The sequence below is a fragment of the Oceanimonas sp. MB9 genome (assembly GCF_011319775.1).
GTDB classification, from domain to species: Bacteria; Pseudomonadota; Gammaproteobacteria; order Enterobacterales; family Aeromonadaceae; genus Oceanimonas; species Oceanimonas doudoroffii.
On record NZ_VFBE01000009.1, the window covers coordinates 584,179 to 605,945 of the forward strand.

Below are 21,767 nucleotides of genomic sequence, written 5' to 3' on the forward strand. Positions count from 1 at the left end.
CAAAACAGCATACCAGTAAAGCAGGGGCGATATCACGGTTAGGCTGTTGGGAGTGGAGGCGTGAGGCTGGTGCGAGGAGTGAGACGCAAGCGTAAGGGTTAGGAACCAGGCAGATTTTTCCGGTTCCTAACCCTTGGTCATTCAGTGGATCAGGCGCCGATAATGCCGCCGTCTTCCCGAGTGATCATCATGACGCTGGAGCGGGGTTTGCTGTTGCCACCCAGGGGGAAGTGAGAGCCGGCCAGATCTTCGCCCGGGTGTTGAATGCCCACAAACAGGGTTTTGTAATCCGGGGTAAAGGCCAGTCCGGTCACCTCACAGGCCACGGGGCCGGTGAGGAAACGTCGAATTTCGCCACTGTTGGGATCGGCACAGAGCATCTGATTGTTGCCCTGGCCGGCGAAGTCGCCCTGATTGGAGTAGTTGCCATCGGTCTGAATCCACAGCCTGCCGCCCTGATCAAAGCCGATGCCATCGGGGCTGTTGAACATGTTGTCGGCGTTGATATTGGCGGAGCCGGCGTACAGGCCTTCACCGTGCACGGTCGGGTTGCCTGCCAGCACGAACAGATCCCAGTCAAACTCACTGGCGGTGTGGTTGCCACCGGCCGGGCGCCAGCGCAGGATCTGGCCGTAATGGTTTTCGGCGCGGGGGTTGGGGCCGCCCACCGGCTGGTTGTCATGCACGCCACGGTTCTTGTTGTTGGTCAGGGTGCAAAACACCACGGGCTCATGGGGGTGAGCCGCTACCCATTCGGGCCTGTCCATGGTGGTGGCGCCCACCTGGGTGGCGGCCAGGCGAGCATGGATCAGCACGTCGGCCTGGCTGGCAAAGCCGTTTTCCGCGGTCAGGCCGTTCTTGCCATGGGTCAGCTCGAGCCACTCGCCCTTGCCCCTGAGCTCGCCGTCCTGGCCTTCGTGGAATTTGGCTACGTAGAGGGTGCCTTCATCCAGCAGGTTGCGGTTGGCAGCCTGGTCATCGGGGTTGTATTTGTGCTTGCTCACGAAGCGATACAGGTGCTCGCCGCGCTCATCGTCGCCCAGATACACCACGGCATGGCCGCTTTGGTCGATGACCAGCTCGGCATTCTCGTGCTTGAAACGGCCCAGCGCCGTGCGCTTGACCGGCATGGAATCCGGATCCTTGGGGTCGATCTCCACCACCCAGCCGAAGCGGTTGGCCTCGTTGGGGTGCTCGGCCAGATCAAAGCGCGAGTCATGGGTATGCCACTGCCAGCCGGCGTCTTCCCGGCCAATGCCATAGCGGGCCTGGGCGGGAGTAATGTCGGCGTCACGCTGGCTGCCGAAGTAACCGTTGAAGTTTTCCTCACAGGTGAGGTAGGTGCCCCAGGGCGTCATGCCGTTGGCGCAGTTGTTAAAGGTGCCCAGCGCCCGCTCGCCCTTGGGGTCTGCGGCGGTTTGCAGCAGGGGGTGGCCTTTGGCCGGGCCGCCGATGGCCATGGGAGTATTGGCGTGAATGCGGCGGTTGTATTTGCCGTCTTTGGTCAGGCGCCAGCGCCCATCCTGCTTTTGCAGGGTCATAATGGACACGCCGTGGGCGGCCTGGGCGCATTTGACGTCGTCCGCGCTCATGTTCTTGCCCTGGTGGGGGAACATGATTTCGTAATTACAATATTCGTTGTTGACCGCCAGAATGGCGGTGTTGTCGTCGAGGGCAAAGAAGCTCATGCCGTCGTTGTTGTCACCGAACTGGCCGGCCTGGGCATCGGCGTTGTTGCCGGTTTCACTGAACTCGGGCACGGTGCCAAACAGGGGATCGCCCCAGGATACCAGACGCTCCACCTGGTAGCCTGCCGGTACGGTAATGGTGTCTTTGGTGCTGGCCGGAACGGGGGCAAAGCCCATCAGCGGGCTTGCCTTGGTGGCGGCGGCCACGGCCCGGGACAGGGGCGAGACGGTAAAGAAGGCGGCGGCGCCCAGGGCGGCGGCACCACCGAGGAAGCGGCGGCGGCTCAGGCCTTTTTCTACCAGCTGGGTAAATTCGGGAACCTCGTTCCGGGGATGGTTCAGCTCGTCCTGACGTTCAAAGCGACTCATGTTGTAATTATCCTTTGCTCACGGCGGGTTAGGAATTTTGCACCCCGAATACTGCTGCGTCATCATGGCAGTTTGATAACAACCACATGACAGGAAAAAGACATGAAAACCCATAGCGCCGATACCCTGGCGAAAATCATTATTAGCATACAGGCGATATTGATCCCGGTGTTGCTGCTGGCGGGCGCCTGGCTGACTTTGCAGAATAGCGCTCAGGCAGGAAGTCAGGCCGGCCCCTGGCTGTGGCCGTTTCTGCTGCTGATTTGCGCCGCCTGGCTGTGGTTGTGTCGCCGGGCCTGGCTGGGCTATCTGTCAGTGGAGGGCATGCGCCGGCAGTGGCCGTTCTGGGTGCTGGTGGCGGTGCAACTGCCGTCCTTTCCCCTGGGTACCTTGATGGGCGCCGGGCTTATTTACCTGAAACTGCGTCATCATCCACGCCACTGATACAAAAAAGGCAGCCATCGGCTGCCTTTTTCATTGCGCTGGAACTCAATCGTCGTCGTCATCGTCCCAGTCGCGGCGGTGCTTACGCTTGTAATATTTTTTCTTGCCGTGGTAGTGGTGGTGATGCACTTCTTTTTTGTGCCCATCTCCGGTTTTGGCGCCGATGGCGGAGCCGGCGGCACCACCCACACCGGCGCCGATCAGCTGGCCGCCGTCGCCGGCCAGGTTCTTGCCAAGGGCGGCACCACCCAGGGCACCCACGGCACCACCGATGGCGGCCTCGTTCTTGTTGCCACGGTTGGCGGTGGCCGCACCACCGGCGGCACCACCCAGGGCGGCACCCACCAGGGCGCCGGTGTCGCCGCCCATCTGTTTGCCGAGCAGGGCACCGGCGGCACCGCCGGCGCCGCCGCCGAGAATGGTGTTGAGGGTTTCACCGGCCATGGCCGACTGAATACCGAACAGCATCGGCAGCATCAGAATTGCAAGGGTCTTTTTAAACATGGCTGTCTCACTCAGCGGTTTGTCATTGCCGGGAAATATACTGCCTTTTTTGGCTTTGGGAAGAGGGACTCAGCGGGCACAGCACGGTATCATTTGAATTTAATTTTACATTAACATGCTGTTTTATATGGGTTATTTCGTTTTTCCTGAAAGTGGGGCGACCAAAGCTGACCGACAACTCCTGACCCATGCTCAGGGTTTGGCCACCCATACCAGGGTGCGCAGGCCATGCTGGCCGTAACGGGCCAGGCGATCGAAGCGGGAGCGGGCAATGGGCAGGTACTGTTTGTCCACCGGGCTCTCCCCCGTCGCCTCGTCGATGTCGGGGTCGTGAATATAGACAAACTCCCGGTCCATGGCGCACACCAGTACCCAGTGCGGCGCCTTGCGTCCGTCCAGGTGATAGGTGCTGATCAGCACCAGCGGCAACCGGCCCTGACTCAGCCCCTGTTCCAGCTGCTCCAGGGTGAAGTGCTCATGACGGGGCACAATGCCGGCCTGGGCCAGGTTGGCGAGAAACTGCCGGTGTACCCGCTCCAGCACCACTTTCTTGTCGGGGCTGCGCACACTGTTGATAAACAGCGGGCCGTCCTGATTGAGCACCAGCTCCACCGCAAAGCCGCGCCGGTGGGCCGCCAGCGCCAGGCCGTGGGGACCGCAGCCCCCATGCCCCTGGGTCATGAAAATGGTGGTGGCCTCGCGCCACAACTGCAGCTCTTCGTCGGGCTGGGTATGGTGCGTGGCATCCAGGGCGGAAAGCGCCATCATCAGCGAGGCGGGGCCGCAGGTAAACTCCGTGGTCTGGCGGTAGTAGGGCACGGTTCGGCTGCCGGCCAGGGGGTGGTAGTGATGAATGCGCTTCTGATAGCGCAGGGCGCTCTCATGGTCTTCGTAGTAATCGTGATAAATGCCGAACTGGCGATAGCCCTGTTGCTGGTACAGGTTCTGGGCGGCGATGTTGTCGGTGCGCACTTCCAGGCGCATGAACACCGCCCCCTGTTGCCGGGCACTGGCCTCGGCCTGTTCGAGCAGGGTCCGGCCCAGCCCTAGGCCGCGGGAATCGGGGGAGATCGCGATGGAATAGATGCGCGCCAGCTGGGTATTGCGGCGAAACAGCACCAGCACATAGCCCAGCAGGGCGTCATTCTGTTCGGCCACCAGCAGCACATCCTGAGGGTGCTCGGTAAAGCGCAGAAAACTGCGCCGGCTGATCCTGTCCTGATCAAAGCAACGGTGTTCCAGGGCCAGCAGGACATCGAGATCGGAACGCAGGGCGGGGCGAACAACAGGCGCGGACATCAAGGCATCCGAAAGCAAGGTGAGGGTGGTTCAACATACGATAAATTTGATCGGTCGGCGAGAAAATTTCAGTGTATCCGGCGGGCTTTATACATAGAGTGATGCACAAGGCTCGCTTTTTATTAAACGGATTTCTACATGACCCAACTTGTTCTGGTAGTGGATGAGCTCAGCGCCTGGGCGCCCTATTTTCCCAGTGAAAACCTGGTGGACTTCGAGACCTACCTCAAGCAGCCGCCGGTCAAGAACGCGCCCCGCACTCGAGTGATCAACCTGTGCCGCACCGGCAAGTACCTGTCCAAGGGCTATTATTGCTCGCTGCTGGCGGAAGCCCGGGGCCAGCATGTGATCCCGTCGGTGTCCACCCTGAATAATCTGCGCAACAAGGGGCTGTTTGCCTTTGGCTTTGACGGCGTGTCCGAGGCGCTGGATGCGCATGTTGGTGATCTTGAGGCGGGCGCGAAGGTGAAAGTCAAAAGCTGCTTTGGCCAGTGTGCAGTGCCCGGGCTTGAAAGCCTGTGCCGGGAGCTGTTCGAACGCCTGCCCTGTCCGGTGCTGGAGCTGACCTTCAGGCGCCGCAGTCGCTGGGAGTTGACCGGCCTGGCGCCGTTGTCGCCCCGGGAGCTGGCGGAGCAGGAAGAAGACCTGTTTGCCAATGCCCTGGATCGCTATTCCCGCATCATCTGGCGGCAGCCCAAATCCGCCAAACGCTATCGTTACGATCTGGCCATGCTGGTCAACCCGAATGAGGCGCTGCCGCCGTCGGATGCGGGGGCGCTGAAACGCTTTGTACGCGCCGGCGAGCGGGCCGGGGTAAACGTGGAAACCATTACCCGCAAGGACTACCAGCGGCTGGCCGAGTACGACGGCCTGTTTATTCGCGAAACCACCGCCATTGACCACCATACCTTTCGCTTCGCCCAGAAGGCCGAGCACGAGGGCCTGGTGGTGATCGACTCGCCCACCGCCATTCTGCGTTGTGCCAACAAGATTTTTCTGGCGGAAAGCTTTGCCAAAAACGGCGTGCCGACCCCCAAAACCTTAATGGTGAATCCCAAACAGAAAGACGCCGCCGACTGGCTGGAAACCGAACTGGGCTATCCGCTGGTGCTGAAAATACCCGATGGCGCGTTTTCCCGGGGCGTGTACAAGGTGGCCGACAAGGCGCAGCTGGTCGAGACCCTGAGCAAGCTGCGCAATGCCTCGGCCCTGGTACTGGCCCAGGAGTATTTTTTCACCGAGTTCGACTGGCGCATCGGTGTGCTCAATCATCAGCCCATCTTTGCCTGTAAATATTTCATGGTGAAGGGGCACTGGCAGATTTACCGCCACAACGACGGCAAGGAGGCGGACTCCGGCGGCTTTGTCACCCTGCCAACCCATGAGGCGCCCTCGGCGGTGATTAACGCCGCGCTCAAGGCGGTCAAACCCATCGGCGATGGTCTGTACGGGGTGGATATCAAGGAAGGCAAGGGCCGGGTTGCGGTCATTGAGGTGAACGACAACCCCAATATCGATCACGGGGTGGAAGACGTGTTTCTGAAAGATCGGCTCTACGACATGGTCATAGAAGATTTCGTGCGGCGGTTTGAAAAGGGCAGGGAGGCCGTCGCCGCCAAAAAGGGGCGGCGCGACGGCCGTTAATGCTTACAGAAAGCCGGTTTCGCCCCGTTTGAGCGGATCCGGCTTGGGCTCGTCATCGTGGCAAAACTGCATGGAAGCGGAGTTCAGGCAATAGCGCAGCCCGGTGGGCGGCGGGCCATCGGGAAACACATGGCCCAGGTGGCCGTCGCAGCGGGCACAGCGGATCTCCACCCGGCGCATGCCATGGCTCATGTCTGCCAGCTCGCGAATGTGGTCCGGGTGATAGGGGGCATAAAAGCTCGGCCAGCCGGAGCCAGACTCGAACTTACAGGCAGAAGAAAACAGCGGCAGGGCACACAGCCGGCATACATAACAGCCGTCTTCGTGGTTATCGAGCAGGCCGCCGCAAAAGGGCGGCTCTGTGCCCTGGTTGAGCAGAATGCGGCGCTCGTCCGGGCTCAGCGCGTCGGCCAGGGTCTGCAGCCTGGCCTCTTCGGGCGGGGAGAGATCATAGGGGCTGGGAGTCTGGGCCATGTCAGATGTCCTTTTTCAGCTGATGCTTGTAGTAGTGCTGCACCTTGGCCACCTTGGGCCGGGCCACGGCGGCAATATAGGGCTGATCCGGGTGTTTGGCGGCGTAGTCCTGATGATGGGTTTCGGCCGGATAGAAAACGTCCAGCGGCTCCAGGGTGGTGACGATGGGCTGTTTAAAGGCGCCGGCCTGCTCCAGCAGGTCAATGTAGCGCTCCACCAGGGTGCGTTCCTGCTCGTTTTGCCAGAACACCGCCGAGCGGTACTGGGTGCCGGTGTCGTGACCCTGGCGATTGAGCTGGGTGGGATCGTGGGCGATGCCGAAAAACACCTTCAGCAGGGTGGCCGGGCCGATACGGTCGCTGTCATAGGTGATTTGAATGGCTTCGGCATGGCGGGTGGTGCCGGTGCACACCGCCTGGTAATTGGCGGTGTCGGCGTCGCCGCCGGCGTAGCCCGAGATCACTGCGATTACGCCCTCAAGCTGGCGATACACCGCCTCGGTGCACCAGAAGCAGCCGCCGGCCAGCACCAGGGTGCGTTCGCCGGTCTGGCGAAAGGCGCCGTCGTCGATATCGGGAAAGTCGTTGGGCAACAGCCCCAGTACCTCATCGCTCATGCGGTGTTCCTCCTTAAAAAGTCCGGCCTACGTTACCATAGACGAAGGTCGGAGCAAGGCTTGCTGTTGCCTTGCGGCGCATCCTGTTAATCTTGGCACCTTTCTTGTTTTGAACCCCGGAAAATTATGGAACTGGATCTGCTGACCCTGGGACTGCTGGCGCTGGCGGCCCTGCTGGCCGGCTTTATCGACGCCATTGCCGGCGGTGGCGGCCTCATTACGGTGCCGGCCCTGCTGGCCACCGGCATGCCGCCCACCATGGCGCTCGCCACCAATAAACTGCAAAGCTGCTTCGGCTCCTTTTCGGCATCCCTTTACTACCTGCGCCGGGGGCTGATTGACTGGCGCAACATGAGGTGGGCGGTGGCCTGTACCTTTGTCGGCAGCATGCTGGGCACCCTGCTGGTACAGCAGATTGACGCTTCCGTGCTGGAAAAGGTACTGCCGTTTTTGCTGGCGGCCTTTGCCCTGTATTTTCTGTTTTCCCCGCGGGTGGGGGATGAAGATCGTCAACGTCGGCTGGGGATCATTCCCTTTGCCCTGTTGGTGGGTACCGGCGTCGGCTTTTACGACGGTTTTTTTGGCCCCGGCACCGGTTCCTTTTTTGCCCTGGGCTTTATTGCCCTGGCCGGCTACAGCATGGGCAAGGCCACGGCCCATACCAAGCTGCTGAACTTCACTTCCAATATTGCCTCTCTGCTGTTTTTCATGCTGGGCGGCCAGGTGGTCTGGATTGCCGGCCTGGCCATGGCCGCGGGGCAATTTATGGGGGCCAGGCTGGGCTCCAAAATGGTGGTTACCCGGGGTACCCGCATTATTCGCCCCATGCTGGTGACGGTGTCGCTGGTCATGTCGGCGCGACTGCTGTGGCAGCAATATCCCCAGTGGTTTGGCTGGGTGGGCTGAGGTGAGCGATAAGACGGCGGCACTCAGCGGCCTGCTGGCCGACCAGCGCCAACGTTACCGGCGCTGGTTGCTGGCACTGAGCCTGGTGTTGGCGGCGGCGGTGCTGCTCAGCCTGCAGTCCGGGGCCGTGGGCGTGGGGCTGGAGGTGCTGTGGCGGCCGGTGTCCAGCCTGGAGCAGCAGGTGTTTTGGCAATTGCGGCTGCCACGCACCCTGCTGGCGGTGCTGGTGGGGGCCAGCCTGGCGCTGTGCGGTGCCGTGCTGCAGGTGCTGTTGCACAACCCGTTGGCGGAGCCCGGGCTGATTGGCATTTCCAGCGGTGCCAGCCTGGCGGCGGTACTGACCCTGTCTCTGGCGGGCTGGCTGGGCTGGAACCTGCCTCACTGGGGCGTGTCGCTGGCGGCCTTTGCCGGTGCCCTGGTGATTACTGTGCTGCTGATGCTGCTGGCCCGGCGCCGGCTGGGGCAGGGGGCCCTGCTGTTGTTTGGCGTGGCGGTGGGTATTTTTGCCAACGCCATACTGACCTGGCTGCTGTATCTGGCCGACGACGCCTCGCTGCGTACCTTTCTGTTCTGGATGATGGGCAGCCTGGGCTATGGCCAGCGCCTGTCCTGGGGCTGGTGGCTGCCGGCGGTGCTGGCGTTGCTGTGGCTGGTACGCCAGGGCCGCCGGCTGGATCTGCTGGCCCTGGGCGAACAACAGGCCCGCTTGCTGGGCCTGGATGCCCAGCGCCTGCGACCCCGGCTGGTGCTGGCGGTGTGCCTGCTGACCGCCTTCAGCGTGGCCATGGCCGGGGTGATTGGCTTTATGGGCCTGGTGGTGCCCCACCTGCTGCGGTTGCTGGTGGGCGGTCGTCAGTATTTCCTGCTGCCGGCCTCGGCCCTGGCCGGCGCCGCCCTGCTGGTGCTGGCGGATTTGCTGGCGCGGCAAACCCTGATAACCGGGGAGCTGCCCATCGGCGCCGTGACCGCCACCCTGGGGGCGCCGGTGTTCGTGTGGTTACTGGTGAAACGCCATGCTGACGCTTGATGCCCTCGGTGTGAATGAGCGGGTGGGGCCGGTCAGCGGTACCCTTGAGGCCGGCCGGCTGACCCTGCTGGTGGGCCCCAACGGCAGCGGCAAGTCGAGCCTGTTGCTGGCGGCGGCCGGGCTGCTCGAGGCTGAAGGCCAGGTTGAGCTGGACGGTGCCCTGCTGGATCATCTGGAGCTGGCAGAGCTGGCCCATCTGCGGGCCATGCTGGTGCAGCATTCGGTGCTGCCCGCCGGACTCAAGGGCTATGAATTGCTGGCCCTGGGCGTGCCCGGCGGAGAGGTGACCGAGGCCGCCTGTGAGCAGATGGCGGTGTTAAGTGGCTTTCTGAAGCTGGACCGCCTCTATGCCCGGCCATTGTCGGCGCTGTCCGGCGGCGAGCAGCAGCGCTTGCTGATTGCCAAAACCCTGCTGCAGGTGTCACCTGCGCTTAATCCCGATGCACGTCTGCTGCTGCTGGACGAGCCCCTGGCGGGGCTGGACTGGCAGCATCAGCTCGCTACCCTGCGGCTGTTGCGTCACTATGCCGGGCTCGGCCTGACGGTGGTGGCCTCCATTCACGACATCAACCTGGCGGCCCAGTTCGGCGATGATATCTGGTGTTTGCATCGTGGCCGGCTGGCGGCCCGGGGCGGCCCTGAGGTGCTGACCCCCGAGCTGGTGGCCGAGGTGTTTGAGGTGAGGGTCACGCTGCTGGAGCAGGACGGTCGGCGACTGTTGTTGCCAGACAGTGGTGAAACCGAAAATCGGCAATAGGGGCGGATTAAGTCCCGCCCCGTCAAATCGGCTCAGCCTTGCAGACCGGCCAGCAGCGACAGGCTGTGGTGGCGGGCCTGCTGATCGAAGATATCCGTGACCGCCATCACTTCTTGAGCACCGGTACGCGCCAGCAGACTTTCAAGCCGGGCCGCCACGCGTGTCGGGCCGCCGATGGCGGCGGCGCCAAGAAAGTCTTCCACGCCCCGGCGTTCGTGGGGCAACCAGTGCTGGTCCATGTTCTCTACCGGCGGGCTCAGCAGGCGCGCCTGGTTGCGCAGCAGCGACAGTACCTTTTGCTGGGCGGTGGTAGCGAGAAACTCGGCCTCGCGGTCGCTATCGGCCATGATCACCGGCAGTCCCAGCATCAGGTAGGGGGCGTCGAGCACCGCCGAAGGCTGAAACTGCTCCTGATAAAGTCGACTCGCCTCAAACAGCATGCGCGGTGCGAAGTGAGAAGCAAAGGCAAAGGGCAGGCCCAGCCGGGCGGCGAGCTGCGCACTGAACAGGCTGGAGCCCAGCAGCCAGATGGGCACCTCGGTGCCCGCGCCGGGAATGGCCATCAGTTTCTGGCCATGGCGTGCCGGGGCCAGTAACTGCTGCAGCTGTTGCACCTGCTCGGGAAAGTCTTCACCGTCTTCCGGCCGTCGGCGCAGGGCGCGCATGGTCTCGGGATCCGTGCCCGGAGCCCGGCCCAGACCCAAGTCGATGCGATTCGGATACAGGGTGGCCAGGGTGCCAAACTGCTCGGCCACCACCAGGGGCGGGTGGTTGGGCAGCATAATGCCGCCGGAGCCCACGCGAATGCGCTGGGTCTGGCCGGCAATGTGACCCACCAGTACGGCGGTGGCCGAGCTGGCGATGCCATCCAGGTTGTGGTGCTCGGCCAGCCAGAATCGCTCAAAGCCAAGGGCTTCTACATGGCGGGCGAGGGCAACGGAATTGCTGAGGGCATCGGCCGCATCGTGACCGGCGCGAATGTGCACCAGATCGAGCAGGGACAGTTTGACTTGAGATAACAGGCTCATGGCACCGCTCTATACAGTCGTTCAAGCACTTGCTCGCTGTCCTGCCAGCCCAGGCAGGCGTCGGTAATGCTTTGACCAAACACCGGCACCTTGCCACCTTCCACATCCTGACGGCCGGGCTCAATAAAGCTCTCGATCATGACCCCGGCAATAAAGCGGCTGCCACCCTCGAGCTGGCGGGCGATGTCGTCGGCCACCGCCAGCTGGCGCTGGTGCTGTTTCTGGCTGTTGCCATGGCTCAGATCCACCACCAGCCGAGTCGACAGGCCCACGGCATGCAAGCCGGCGGCGGCCTGCTCAATGCTTTGAGCGTCGTAGTTGGGGGTCTTGCCGCCGCGTAAAATCACATGGCCATAGGGGTTGCCGTCGGTCTGGTAGATGGTCATCTGTCCGTCCTTGTCGGGGGAGCAGAAAATATGGCCATGGGCGGCGGCGCGCACCGCGTCCAGGGCAATCTGAATATTGCCGTCGGTACCGTTCTTGAAGCCCACCGGGCAGGACAGCGCCGAGGCCATTTCCCGATGGATCTGGCTTTCGGTGGTGCGTGCGCCAATGGCGCCCCAGCTGATCATATCGGCAATATACTGGCCGGTCACCATATCCAGAAACTCGGTGGCGGTAGGCAGCCCCAGGGCATTGATGTCGCCCAGCAACTTGCGCGCCAGGGCCAGGCCGGTGTTGATGTCAAAGCTGCCGTCCAGGTGCGGGTCGTTGATCAGGCCTTTCCAGCCCACTATGGTGCGCGGCTTTTCAAAATAGGTGCGCATCACAATGCACAGCTTGTCGGCGTAGCGGGCCTTCAACGGCGCCAGCCGTTCGGCATAGGCCAGGGCGGCTTGCGGGTCGTGAATGGAGCAGGGCCCGATGATCACCAGCAGCCGATGACTGTCACCGGAGAGAATGGCTTCAATTTCGCTACGGGCGGTCAGCACCGTTTCGGCCATGGTGTCGGTGAGCGGATAACGCTCGGCAAGTTGATGAGGAGTGGTCAGTGACGCCAGCCGGCGACTTCTCAGTTCGTCTGTAGAGTGGGACATGAACAGCCTGCTTGAAAGAATGAGGTGCAGCAGCACAATGTCCCTAACATAACCAAAAGCCGTGGCAGGGAAAACCACGGCCTTCAAGTTTTCTGGGATTAACTGAAACGCTGTCCGGAGATGGCCGGATGGTAGATGGGCTGAATGACGTTGCCGGCGGGATCGGTGATGTGAAAGCTGCGGGCGCCGTCACGGTGATCATGGGGCTGATCCAGCAGGGTCACGCCCTTGGCCTTGAAGTACTGAAACCATTGATCCAGCTCTTCCTTGCTGTCGACGATAAAACCGAAGTGATCCATGCCCTGCACCCCGCTGGCGGGCAAATCGGCGCGGCCCAGCGACAGGTTGTCATTGCCGCAGGTCAAATACACCAGATTGTCGCTGGCGCGGTTGAGGATCTCCATGCCCATGATCTCGGTGTAGAACTGGACGCATTCCTCCAGATTGGGCATGGTAAAGGCGATATGGCGCATGCCGTTAAAACGACCGGGTCTTTCCATTGCTGGGCTCCTTGGCACTCATTCTGATATTTGTGTACTATTTGTTGAAATTACATAAACAATTGGAGTTTACAATGTATTCAATTATTGTCAAAACCAAGCTCAAGCCCGGCACCACCCAGGCTTTTCTCGACGCCATGCTGCCCAATGCCGCCGCCTCCGTGCGCGACGAGCCCGGTTGCCACACCTTTGACGTGCTGCAGGACAGAGCCGATCCCGAGCTGTTCTGGCTCTATGAAATCTACCAGGACGAAGCCGCCCTGGCCGCCCACAAGGAAACGCCCCACTACCAGGCCAGCCGTGCCGTGGTCAACGAGCTGATCGCCGAGCAGTCGGTGATCCGCGCCGACGTGCTGGCGGTGAACCCGGCGCGTTAATTCCTTATGGACATCATGGCCCGGCTGGCGGACTGGCACATCACGCCGCCGCTGATTGAGCACCCGCCGCTGCACACCTGTGATGATGCCGACCGCCTGCTGGTGGACCGGCCCGGTACCCGGCTGAAAAACCTGTTTCTGCGGGACAACTACGGCAAGCGTCATGCCCTGCTGCTGACACGGCACGACAAGCAGGTAGATCTCAAGGCGCTGTCGCGCCAGCTGGGCTGGTCGCGGCTGGGCTTTGCCTCGGCCGAACGCCTGGAGCGCTACCTGGGGGTGGCGCCGGGCCATGTGTCGGTGCTGGCGCTGGTCAACGATTCGCAGCAACAGGTAGAGTTGTGGCTGGATGAAACGTTGCGGGACGGCGACGACTTTCACTGCCATCCGCTGCGCAATACCGCCACCGTGCTGCTGAGCCGGACCGATTTGCTGCGCTTTACCGAAAAAACCGGCCATGCTCCCCGCTGGCTGGCGGTGCCTTCCCTGGGCTGATCCCGGCGGGGCGGCCATGCCCCGCCTGCTTTCCCCTCGCTTTATCCTGCCGGTGCTCGGCGCCCCGCGTCGCTTGGGTGTACACTGGCCGTTTTGGCGCCCGGTGCTCATGCTCGTTCATACTGGTGTTGCGCGCACAATGGCATAAAAAGGAGTGAGCCCATGTTATGGCCTTTGCGGTGGCTGCCCTGGTGGCTGCTGACGGTGCTGCCGGCCATGGCCGGCGACTACCAAATCGGGTTTCTTGCCTACCGGGGCGAGGCCCAGGCCAGGGGGGAGTGGCACGGAGTGCTCGACGATCTCAACCGGGCGTTGCCGGCCCATCATTTCGACGGTGCCTACCTGACCCAGCAGCAGCTGGATGCGGCCCTGGCCGAGGGGCGGCTCGACTTTGTGGTCACCAATCCGGCCCATTATGTGCTCAACCGCAACCAGGGGCTGAACTGGCTGGCGTCGTACCGGGATCCCCGTTTTGGCTCGGCTCGGGAAAGCGTGGCGGCCACCCTGCTGGTGCGCGCCGACGGCGACATTACCGCGGCCCATCAGCTGGCGGGCCGGCGTGTGGGGGCGGTGCATGAACAGGCCTTTGGCGGCTACCTGTTGGTGGCGGAGCAGCTGCGCCGCCAGGGCGTGACCCCGGCCAGCCTGGACCTGCAGTTTCGCGGCTACCCGGTGGATGCCCTGATCTACCTGCTGCGTGACGGGGCCCTGGACGCCGTCATGGTACCCGCTTGTACCCTGGAGCAAATGATGGAGGAAGGCCTGGTGGCCCGACAGGACTTTCGTGTGCTCATGCTGCAGGCCGACACCCCCTGCGCCCGCTCCACGCCGCTCTATCCGGGCTGGAGTTTTGCCGCCGCCGGCATCAATGACGAGACCCTGCTACGGAACATTACCCAGGTCCTGCTGGCCATGAAACAGGACGGGCGCGCCTTGTGGGGGGCGCCCATTCGCCTGGATGAAGTGGAGCGACTGCTGCAAGACTGGCGTCTGGGGCCGGAAGAGTCCCCGCCGCTACGACAGTTGCGCACCGTGCTGCTGGATTATTGGCAATGGCTGGCAGGGTTGATGCTGGTGCTGCTCACCATTGCCCTGCACCATGTTCGTGTTACTCGACTGCTGCTCAAGCGCACCGACGAGCGCGATCGGCTGCATGGCCTTATTCAGAGCCGGGAGCTGGAACTGGTGCGGGCGCGTCAGGCCACCCTGCTGGGTGAAATGGCCACCGGCCTGGCCCATGAGCTGAACCAGCCGCTGTCGGCCATTCAGGCCTACGCCCAGGCCGGCGAGCTGATGACTACAGAGGAAAACAGCCGTGAGGTGTTCAATCATATCGTTAGTGAAACCGAGCGAGGGGCCGATATTATTCGCCGTTTTCGCCAGTGGGCCAGCCAGCCGCTGCCGGGGCCACAGGCCTTTGCCCCCGAGATGCTGTGCAGGGAGCTGGCCGACAGAATCACTCCCCGGGCCCAGGCCGCCGGGGTGCGCCTGAGCCTGAATGCCGGTGCCGGCGAGTTGCTCAGTGTGCGCCCGGCGGTGGAGCAGATCCTGGCCAACCTGCTGGGCAACAGCCTGGATGCCTTTGAGCGCCGGGGTCGGGGTGGGCGGCTGGTGCTCACCGCCGTGTCCGGTGACGACGGCTGGACGCTGACGGTGGCAGACGATGCCGGCGGTGTGTCGCCGGCGGTGATCGAGGCACTGGGTCATACCCTGCCCGCCAGCCGGGTGCACGGCATGGGCATTGGCCTGATGGTAAGCTACCGGCTGGCGCGCCGGCTGGGAGGCAGGTTGACCCTGGCCAATGTAAAAGACGGCACGCGTGCCACACTGTTTTTGCCCGAGGATGACTGATGCACATTTACCTGCTTGACGATGATCCCAAGGTGTTGGCTGCCAATGCCTTTCTGCTCAAGGCCATGGGCCATGACAGTCGAGGCTGGTCCGAGCCGACCCGGTTTCTGCAAGAGTTCGATGGTGATGCCGAGGCGGTGCTGTTGCTGGATCTGGCCATGCCGGAGCTGGACGGGCTGGAGGTGCTGGCGGAGCTGGGCCGCCGGCAATGCCCGGTGGCGGTGATCCTGCTTACCGGCCACGGTGACGTGCCCCAGGCGGTGGAAGCCATGAAGCTGGGCGCCGTGGATTTTCTGGAAAAGCCGGTGGATGCCCGCCGGCTGGCAGAGGTGCTGGCGCGGGCCTGGCAACAGGCCCAGGCGTTGGGACAGCAGGCCGACGCCCGACGACGGGTGGCCAGGCTGTCGGCCCGGGAGCACGAGGTGGTGACCCTGGTCGCTCAGGGGCTGACCAACAAGGCCATTGCGGAACAGCTGTGCGTGGCGGTGCGCACCGTGGAGGTGCACAGGGCCTCGGCCATGACCAAGCTGGAAGCGGCCAATATGGCCGAGCTGCTGCACTGCTGGCAGCTGTATCAGGGTTAAGGACGTCAGAAGTGAAAAGTAAGACGTAGGGCCGTAGGTTGTGATGAGCGCAGCGAATCCCAACACTCAGGCGGCTGCGGAAATGTTGGAATTCGCGCTGCTCATTCCAACCTACTTGTCACCCCTCACGGATTTGCTTCCATCCAGGACTCAAGAATCAGCTGGGCCGAGACCGCGTCCACCGCATCCTTGCCCAGGGCCTTGTAGCCGCCGGCTTCAAACAGCCGGGCGCGGGCATCCGTGGTGGTCAGGCGCTCGTCCTGCAATTCCACGGGCAGGCCAAAGCGGCCATGAAGCCGGTTAGCGAACTTGCGGGCGCGGCGGCTGATGTCCTGCTCGGTGCCGTCCATATTGAGCGGCAGCCCCACCACCAGCAGGCTTGGCTGCCACTCCTTGAGCAGCTGCTCAATCTGATCCCAGCTTGGGACGCCATCGTTGGCCTTGAGGGCGCGCAAAGGACGGGCGCTGGCGGTCAGCTCCTGGCCGACCGCCACGCCAATGCTTTTCAGGCCATAGTCAAAGCCCAGCAGGGTACGGCTCATGCGTGACCCACCTGGGATGACAGCTGTCGGGAGTCGATGCCGAGCCGACCAATGGCCTGATGCCAGCGCTGACCCAGGGGAGTATCGAAGATCAGGCTGTTGTCGGCGGGTACCGTCAGCCAGCTGTTTTCCACCAGCTCCTGCTCCAGCTGGCCCGGGGTCCAGCCGGCGTAGCCCAGGGCCACCAGATACTGCTCCGGCGCCGCATCGGTGCCCAGGGTTTCAAGCACATCGCGGGAGGTGGTGATCATCAGGCTGTCGGAAAGCCGCCGGCTGGAGCCAAAGCCTTCCATCGGAGTGTGCAGTACAAATCCCCGGTCGGCGGATACCGGGCCGCCCTGCAGCACCGGCTGATCCATTCCGGGCACGTCGTCGGGCTCCAGCTCCAGCTGATGCAGCAGCTCGTGCAGGGGCATGTCGACCGGAATGTTGATCACCAGCCCCATGGCACCTTCCTCGTTATGCTCACAGATATAGGTCACGGAGCCGGCAAAGAAGGGATCCTTGAGGCTGGGCATGGCGATCAAAAAATGATGTTCCAGTGATTCCATGTTGTCTCGATATGAGTAGCGGGCCGCCGCCGGCAGCGACGGTGGCGCCGTGAGTGTTACTGTCAGGATAGCCGCTTTTCAATGGCGTCCATCAGCATGCCGGTGATGTTGACGTCAAAGGCCGCCTCGATCTCGCGCACGCAGGTCGGGCTGGTGACGTTTACCTCGGTGAGGCGGTCGCCGATGATGTCGAGGCCGACAAAAATCAGTCCCTTGGCCTTGAGCACCGGGCCCAGGGCCTCGGCAATGCGGCGGTCACTGTCGCTTAAGGGGCGGGCTTCGCCTCGGCCGCCGGCGGCCAGGTTGCCCCGGGTTTCTCCGCCCTGCGGAATGCGTGCCAGGCAGTAGGGTACCGGCTCGCCGTCCACCACCAGCACGCGCTTGTCACCATCCTTGATGGCGGGCAGATAGGTCTGCACCATGCAGTAGCGGCTGCCGTGCTCGGTAAGGGTCTCGATGATAACGCCCAGGTTGGGATCGTCTTCCTTCACGCGAAAAATGGAGGCGCCGCCCATGCCGTCCAGGGGCTTGAGAATGATGTCCTTGTGCTCGGCGTGAAAGGCGCGAATATCGGCGGCACGGCGGGTCACCAGGGTGTTCGGAGTGTGCTCGGCAAACCAGGCGGTGTAGAGCTTTTCGTTGGCGTCGCGCAGGCTCTGGGGCTTGTTGACGATCAGTGTCCCTTTGTCTTCGGCCCGCTCCAGCAGGTAGGTGGCGTAGACGAACTCGGTGTCAAAGGGCGGGTCCTTGCGCATCAGGATCACGTCCAGGCTGTGCAGGGGAGTCAGTTCGGGCTCGGCCAGGGTAAACCACTGGCCGGCATCTTCCTTTACGGTCAGCCGGGCCATGCGGCCAAAGGCTTCACCGTCGCGCAGGCTGAGATCGCCCATTTCCATATACCACAGCTCATAGCCCCGGCGCTGGGCTTCGAGCAGCATGGCGAAGCTGGTGTCTTTTTTGATATTGATGGACTGAATGGGGTCCATCACGATTCCCAGTTTAATGGTCATGCAAGATCTCCAAATCGGCATTGCAGGGCGGTAATGGCGGTCAGCGCCGCGGTTTCGGTGCGCAGTACGCGCGGTCCGAGCAGTATATCAAGAAAGCCACGGGCCTGAGCGGTGGCAATTTCCTCGTCCGACAGTCCACCTTCGGGGCCGATCAGCAGGCGTACGCCGGCATCGGGGGTGGGCAGGGTGTTGACGCTGTAATCGGCGCGGGGATGCAGGTTGAGCTTGAGCTCATTGGTGTCTTCCGCCAGCCACTGCTCCAGGGCCATGGCCGGGCGTATCTCGGGAACGCGGTTGCGACCGCACTGCTCGCAGGCGGCGATGGCGATTTTCTGCCACTGCTGCAGCTTCTTCTCCAGCCGTTCGCCGGTGAGTTTGACGCCACAACGGCTGGAAAACAGCGGGGTGATGACGTTGACCCCGAGCTCCACCGACTTTTGAATGGTGAACTCCATTTTTTCACCCCGGCTCATCACCTGTCCCAGGTGAAAGTGCAGGGGAGACTCCACCTCATCGGCACTGAACTCGCCCACTCGCACTCGTACGCTTTTCTTGCCGGCTTCAATAATCTCGGCCTGGTACCGGCCGCCGTTGCCGTTGAACAGCACCAGAGCCTGGCCGGCCTGCATGCGCAGCACCCGGCCCACGTGGTTGGCGCCGTCTTCGGACAGGGTCAGCTCCTGGCCGGTGGCAAGTGGACTTGGCTCATGGATTCGGGGTATACGCATAGTTTTTGCACTGCTCCTGAACAAAGGGATTGTGGTTGCCCTGAATGCGGCCGATGCGTTTGTCCCGCTCGCACTCCCAGGGAGTGACCGGGTATTGCCGGTTCCAGGCCTCAAACAGTTTCTGCTGCTGGCGGGCAATTTTCAGGTTGTATTGTTGCTGCATATACAGATAGGTGCGGGCAATGGCGCCCCGGCTGTCGGCAGGGGGCTGCACCTTGCGGCCCTTGAAGTCCACCAGCATCTGGCAGCGGCCATATTGTACCGGTTTGCCGTTCCACTCGGAAAAGCGGTAATTGGAGCGATCGCCGTTGACCTCACCCACCGCCGGCACCAGGTTGTGCAGGTCCCCTTCCATTTGCCGGAATCCCTGGTCCTTGCGAGTACAGTTCTTGCGCCCGCCCTGCTGCCAGCACTGGCGCTGGTGGCCGAATTCCCAGGCGGGCACCACATGTTCCCATTCAATGCGGCTGGCGCGGGTTTCCTGCTTGCGCACCCTGTAACCACAGCCGGCCAGGTCCGGCACCAGTTTTTTGCCCTGTTTTTGTATGTTGCAGCCACAGTAAAAGCTCACCGGATGATCGGTGTAAATGCCCGGAGCCACCTTTTTGGCCTGACGAAACGACAAGGCTTCGCCATAAGCCAGCGAGGAGCACAGGCTCAGGATCAGAAGAAAATAGCGCACGACTCATTGTTATGTTGGTATTTGTGCGCGCAAGCTTACCACCGGCGGCGGGGCGGGGAAAAGGGGAAGGATGGGAGCGCGAAGCAGGCTTCGCGCTCATTGTATATCACACCAGCTGCAGCATGGCCTCGGCAGAAGAGACTTCAAACTGGCCGGGGGCTTCCACGCACACTTGAGTGACCACGCCATCGTCCACCACCAGGGCAAAACGCTGGGCGCGCAGGCCGCCAAAGGCACCGGTGTCCTTGGCCAGCCCCAGTGCGCGAGTAAAGGCGCCGTCGCCGTCGGCGAGCATGGTAATGGCGCCGGCGTTCTGGCTTTGCTGCCAGGCGTGCATCACGAAGGCATCATTTACCGACAGGCAAAACAGCTCCACGCCCTTGGTCTGGAATTCGTCTTCCAGTGCGACAAAGCCCGGCAGATGGGCCTGGGAGCAGGTCGGAGTAAAGGCGCCGGGCACGGCGAAGATCACCGCCTTTTTGTTGCCGAACAGGTTGTGAGTGTCGGCGTTGGCCTTGCCGCTTTCGGTGATAAAGGTGAAGTCGTGCTGGGGCAGGGTGTCACCGGGTTTGATCATGGGGTTGTCCTTTTTCCTGACGGTTTGATGGGCATCAGTGGCTGGCCGCAGTGCAGACACTGGTATCGTTTCTGACCGCGCCGCACGCTGTTGTGCCGGCGCAGGCTCAGTTTATGGATTCGGCAACCGCAATCATAGCGAAAAACCGGGGCGACCTTCTCGGTATTGAGCCGGTGCCGGGTGCGGGGCTCAAGGCCGAACACCTCGCTCATGATGGTTTGCCACTCCCGCCCGTGCGGGCGCACTTGGCCATGCAGGGCAAAGGCCACCAGGTGGGCCACCTCGTGGGGCACGATTTCGGTCAGAAAATCCTGCGCATTGTCGGCCAGCAGCACCGGGTTAAAGCGCAGCTCCCAGCGTTCGGTCCAGGCGGAGCCGGCAATGCGGCCGCGCTGGTTAAAGCGCACCAATGGCGGGTCGAAGTGACGACCGGTGTGGCGACTGGCGAGAGCCAGGCATTCGCTGACCCTGTCTTGAATCTGCTGAAAAAGGGCGTCGTCGTGTTTCATGTTTGTATAACGGTAAGCCATAAATTGGCTCCGGGCTTACACACGTTGCCAAAAGGGATCGCACTGCGAAACATCAGCGCGGTTGCGCTCCGCCGACACGCTTCAAGTACCTCCATGTAACGCTCGAAAATGCCATCCATGGCATTTTATGGTCGGCTTCGGCAATCCCCACTGCTGCTTCGGGCAACATCGGCGTTGCCTGTTTGCTGTCAGTCAGCTCCGAGTGAATATAGGAGGGCAAAGGGTGTCTGCTTCGCCGTGCCCTTTGCGCCATGGATGGCGCAACGGAGCCTACATGGAGGTATTCACGGCGTGCCGGAGAAGCAGTGCGCTTTGACCGACGAAAGTGTACAGCTCTGCAAGCGGTACAAAAAAGGGGAAGCGAATGCTTCCCCTTGATGCTTACTTCAGGCCGGCGGCGTCGCGCAGCAGGGCGGCCTTGTCGGTGGCTTCCCAGGGGAACTCGTCCCGGCCGAAGTGACCGTAGGCGGCGGTGGCCTGGTAGATGGGACGGTTCAGGTCCAGCATCTGGATCAGGCCGTAGGGGCGCAGGTCGAAGTGTTCGCGCACCAGGGCGTCGATCAGTTCCTCGGCGACCTTGCCGGTGCCGAAGGTTTCCACGCTGATGGAGGTGGGCTCGGCCACGCCGATGGCGTAGGACACCTGAATTTCACAGCGATCGGCCAGGCCGGCGGCCACGATGTTCTTGGCCACATAGCGGGCGGCGTAGGCGGCGGAGCGGTCCACCTTGGACGGATCCTTGCCGGAGAAGGCACCGCCACCGTGGCGGGCCATGCCACCGTAGGTGTCCACGATGATCTTGCGACCGGTCAGGCCACAGTCACCCATGGGGCCGCCAATAATGAACTGACCGGTGGGGTTGATATGGAACTTGGTGTTCTTGCTCAGCCACTCGGCGGGCAGCACCGGCTTGATAATAAGCTCCATCACGGCTTCACGCAGGGTGGCCTGATCGATGTCGGGGCTGTGCTGGGTAGACAGCACCACGGTGTCGATGCCCACGGGCTTGCCGTCGTCATAGACAAAGGTCACCTGGGACTTGGCGTCCGGACGCAGCCAGGGCAGCTCCTTGGCCTTGCGCACATGGGCCTGGCGCTTGACCAGGCGGTGGGAGTAGGTGACCGGCGCGGGCATCAGCACGTCGGTTTCGTTGGAGGCGTAGCCAAACATCAGGCCCTGATCGCCGGCACCTTGCGCGTAGGGATCTTCGTCTTCCCGGTCCACGCCCATGGCGATGTCGGGAGACTGCTTGCCGATGGCGTTGAGCACGGCACAGCTGTCGCCGTCAAAGCCCATGTCGGAGCTGGTGTAGCCGATGTCACGCACGGTGCGGCGGGCCAGCTCTTCGATGTCGACCCAGGCGCTGGTGGAGATTTCACCGCCCACGATGACCATGCCGGTCTTGACGTAGGTTTCGCAGGCCACGCGGGCCTTGGGGTCTTGCTTGATGATGGCGTCGAGTACGGCATCGGAGATCTGGTCGGCAATCTTGTCGGGATGACCTTCGGACACGGACTCGGAGGTAAACAGTCTGGCCATTTTGCTTC

25 protein-coding genes are annotated in these 21,767 nt (G+C 62.5%); 9 read left to right on the forward strand and 16 right to left on the reverse strand.

All coding sequences use genetic code 11. The features are described from left to right. Positions 1–149: 149 nt before the first annotated feature. On the reverse strand, positions 150–2,057 hold the full coding sequence (locus OJHNALOF_RS14055) for a PhoX family phosphatase (RefSeq protein ID WP_165662407.1): 1,908 nt from the start codon (positions 2,055–2,057) through the stop codon (positions 150–152). 102 nt (positions 2,058–2,159) lie between these two features. Between OJHNALOF_RS14055 and OJHNALOF_RS14060 the strand changes: the two genes are divergently transcribed. Further along, on the forward strand, positions 2,160–2,501 hold the full coding sequence (locus OJHNALOF_RS14060; RefSeq protein WP_094199012.1) for a hypothetical protein: 342 nt from the start codon (positions 2,160–2,162) through the stop codon (positions 2,499–2,501). A gap of 45 nt (positions 2,502–2,546) precedes the next feature. Here the strand turns inward: OJHNALOF_RS14060 and OJHNALOF_RS14065 are convergent, their stop codons facing one another. Together OJHNALOF_RS14065 and OJHNALOF_RS14070 are read right to left on the reverse strand one after the other, a co-directional pair. Then, positions 2,547–3,005 (reverse strand): hypothetical protein, encoded by a 459-nt coding sequence (locus OJHNALOF_RS14065; protein ID WP_094199013.1) that lies wholly within the window; start codon positions 3,003–3,005, stop codon positions 2,547–2,549. 192 nt (positions 3,006–3,197) lie between these two features. Further along, the gene (locus tag OJHNALOF_RS14070; protein ID WP_165662408.1) at positions 3,198–4,304 is read right to left on the reverse strand and encodes a GNAT family N-acetyltransferase/peptidase C39 family protein; all 1,107 of its coding nucleotides are present in this window, start codon (positions 4,302–4,304) and stop codon (positions 3,198–3,200) included. Positions 4,305–4,442: 138 nt separating this feature from the next. On the opposite strand from OJHNALOF_RS14070, the gene OJHNALOF_RS14075 reads away from it, so the two are divergent. Further along, entirely contained in the window at positions 4,443–5,948 is a 1,506-nt protein-coding gene (locus OJHNALOF_RS14075; RefSeq protein WP_165662409.1) for a RimK family protein, read from the forward strand. A gap of 3 nt (positions 5,949–5,951) precedes the next feature. On the opposite strand, the gene msrB is transcribed toward OJHNALOF_RS14075, so the two are convergent. Both msrB and msrA read right to left on the reverse strand, forming a co-directional pair. Beyond that, the gene (gene msrB / locus OJHNALOF_RS14080; RefSeq protein WP_165662410.1) at positions 5,952–6,422 is read right to left on the reverse strand and encodes a peptide-methionine (R)-S-oxide reductase MsrB; all 471 of its coding nucleotides are present in this window, start codon (positions 6,420–6,422) and stop codon (positions 5,952–5,954) included. A 1-nt stretch (position 6,423) separates the two neighbouring features. Then, the gene (gene msrA, locus OJHNALOF_RS14085) at positions 6,424–7,038 is read right to left on the reverse strand and encodes a peptide-methionine (S)-S-oxide reductase MsrA (protein WP_165662411.1); all 615 of its coding nucleotides are present in this window, start codon (positions 7,036–7,038) and stop codon (positions 6,424–6,426) included. 126 nt (positions 7,039–7,164) lie between these two features. Here msrA and OJHNALOF_RS14090 point away from each other — a divergent pair, with 126 nt between their 5' ends. The 3 genes from OJHNALOF_RS14090 to OJHNALOF_RS14100 are packed head-to-tail and all read left to right on the forward strand — an operon-like array spanning position 7,165 to position 9,728. After that, the gene (locus tag OJHNALOF_RS14090; protein ID WP_094199018.1) at positions 7,165–7,944 is read left to right on the forward strand and encodes a TSUP family transporter; all 780 of its coding nucleotides are present in this window, start codon (positions 7,165–7,167) and stop codon (positions 7,942–7,944) included. 1 nt (position 7,945) lies between these two features. After that, the gene (gene btuC / locus OJHNALOF_RS14095; RefSeq protein WP_370462329.1) at positions 7,946–8,971 is read left to right on the forward strand and encodes a vitamin B12 ABC transporter permease BtuC; all 1,026 of its coding nucleotides are present in this window, start codon (positions 7,946–7,948) and stop codon (positions 8,969–8,971) included. Next, entirely contained in the window at positions 8,958–9,728 is a 771-nt protein-coding gene (locus OJHNALOF_RS14100) for an ATP-binding cassette domain-containing protein (RefSeq protein ID WP_094200503.1), read from the forward strand. Before btuC ends, OJHNALOF_RS14100 begins: the two co-directional genes overlap by 14 nt. A 32-nt stretch (positions 9,729–9,760) precedes the next feature. Here the strand turns inward: OJHNALOF_RS14100 and OJHNALOF_RS14105 are convergent, their stop codons facing one another. From OJHNALOF_RS14105 to OJHNALOF_RS14115, 3 genes are all read right to left on the reverse strand, one after another. Further along, the gene (locus OJHNALOF_RS14105; protein ID WP_094199020.1) at positions 9,761–10,756 is read right to left on the reverse strand and encodes an LLM class flavin-dependent oxidoreductase; all 996 of its coding nucleotides are present in this window, start codon (positions 10,754–10,756) and stop codon (positions 9,761–9,763) included. Continuing rightward, positions 10,753–11,793 (reverse strand): 3-deoxy-7-phosphoheptulonate synthase, encoded by a 1,041-nt coding sequence (locus OJHNALOF_RS14110; protein WP_094199021.1) that lies wholly within the window; start codon positions 11,791–11,793, stop codon positions 10,753–10,755. Before OJHNALOF_RS14110 ends, OJHNALOF_RS14105 begins: the two co-directional genes overlap by 4 nt. A gap of 98 nt (positions 11,794–11,891) precedes the next feature. Further along, positions 11,892–12,293: a VOC family protein gene (locus OJHNALOF_RS14115; RefSeq protein WP_094199022.1), complete on the reverse strand. Its 402-nt coding sequence runs from the start codon at positions 12,291–12,293 to the stop codon at positions 11,892–11,894. 74 nt (positions 12,294–12,367) lie between these two features. On the opposite strand from OJHNALOF_RS14115, the gene OJHNALOF_RS14120 reads away from it, so the two are divergent. From OJHNALOF_RS14120 to OJHNALOF_RS14135, 4 genes are all read left to right on the forward strand, one after another. Continuing rightward, positions 12,368–12,670, forward strand: coding sequence for a putative quinol monooxygenase (locus tag OJHNALOF_RS14120; RefSeq protein ID WP_094199023.1), 303 nt, complete (start codon positions 12,368–12,370; stop codon positions 12,668–12,670). A 6-nt stretch (positions 12,671–12,676) separates the two neighbouring features. Next, positions 12,677–13,165: a prolyl-tRNA synthetase associated domain-containing protein gene (locus tag OJHNALOF_RS14125; RefSeq protein ID WP_094199024.1), complete on the forward strand. Its 489-nt coding sequence runs from the start codon at positions 12,677–12,679 to the stop codon at positions 13,163–13,165. Positions 13,166–13,327: 162 nt separating this feature from the next. Continuing rightward, positions 13,328–15,016, forward strand: coding sequence for a PhnD/SsuA/transferrin family substrate-binding protein (locus tag OJHNALOF_RS14130; protein ID WP_165662412.1), 1,689 nt, complete (start codon positions 13,328–13,330; stop codon positions 15,014–15,016). Next, positions 15,016–15,600, forward strand: a complete 585-nt coding sequence (locus OJHNALOF_RS14135) for a response regulator transcription factor (protein ID WP_165662413.1) — start codon at positions 15,016–15,018, stop codon at positions 15,598–15,600. The genes OJHNALOF_RS14130 and OJHNALOF_RS14135 overlap by 1 nt, the downstream gene beginning before the upstream one ends. Positions 15,601–15,725: 125 nt before the next feature. Here the strand turns inward: OJHNALOF_RS14135 and ruvX are convergent, their stop codons facing one another. The 8 genes from ruvX to metK all read right to left on the reverse strand — a co-directional run bounded on the left by ruvX (position 15,726) and on the right by metK (position 21,759). Next, positions 15,726–16,142: a Holliday junction resolvase RuvX gene (gene ruvX / locus OJHNALOF_RS14140; protein WP_165662414.1), complete on the reverse strand. Its 417-nt coding sequence runs from the start codon at positions 16,140–16,142 to the stop codon at positions 15,726–15,728. Beyond that, complete coding sequence (locus OJHNALOF_RS14145; protein ID WP_094199028.1) at positions 16,139–16,693, reverse strand: YqgE/AlgH family protein; 555 nt, start codon at positions 16,691–16,693, stop codon at positions 16,139–16,141. Before OJHNALOF_RS14145 ends, ruvX begins: the two co-directional genes overlap by 4 nt. Before the next feature lie 62 nt (positions 16,694–16,755). Beyond that, the gene (gshB, locus tag OJHNALOF_RS14150; protein WP_165662415.1) at positions 16,756–17,703 is read right to left on the reverse strand and encodes a glutathione synthase; all 948 of its coding nucleotides are present in this window, start codon (positions 17,701–17,703) and stop codon (positions 16,756–16,758) included. Beyond that, the gene (gene rsmE / locus OJHNALOF_RS14155; RefSeq protein WP_165662416.1) at positions 17,700–18,431 is read right to left on the reverse strand and encodes a 16S rRNA (uracil(1498)-N(3))-methyltransferase; all 732 of its coding nucleotides are present in this window, start codon (positions 18,429–18,431) and stop codon (positions 17,700–17,702) included. The genes gshB and rsmE overlap by 4 nt, the downstream gene beginning before the upstream one ends. Next, positions 18,409–19,113 (reverse strand): endonuclease, encoded by a 705-nt coding sequence (locus OJHNALOF_RS14160; protein ID WP_165662417.1) that lies wholly within the window; start codon positions 19,111–19,113, stop codon positions 18,409–18,411. Before OJHNALOF_RS14160 ends, rsmE begins: the two co-directional genes overlap by 23 nt. 106 nt (positions 19,114–19,219) lie before the next feature. Then, complete coding sequence (locus tag OJHNALOF_RS14165) at positions 19,220–19,690, reverse strand: peroxiredoxin (protein WP_094199032.1); 471 nt, start codon at positions 19,688–19,690, stop codon at positions 19,220–19,222. Further along, positions 19,687–20,220 (reverse strand): SprT family zinc-dependent metalloprotease, encoded by a 534-nt coding sequence (locus tag OJHNALOF_RS14170; RefSeq protein ID WP_240919734.1) that lies wholly within the window; start codon positions 20,218–20,220, stop codon positions 19,687–19,689. Before OJHNALOF_RS14170 ends, OJHNALOF_RS14165 begins: the two co-directional genes overlap by 4 nt. Positions 20,221–20,601: 381 nt before the next feature. Further along, entirely contained in the window at positions 20,602–21,759 is a 1,158-nt protein-coding gene (gene metK, locus OJHNALOF_RS14175) for a methionine adenosyltransferase (RefSeq protein WP_094199034.1), read from the reverse strand. Between the last annotated feature and the right edge of the window lie 8 nt (positions 21,760–21,767).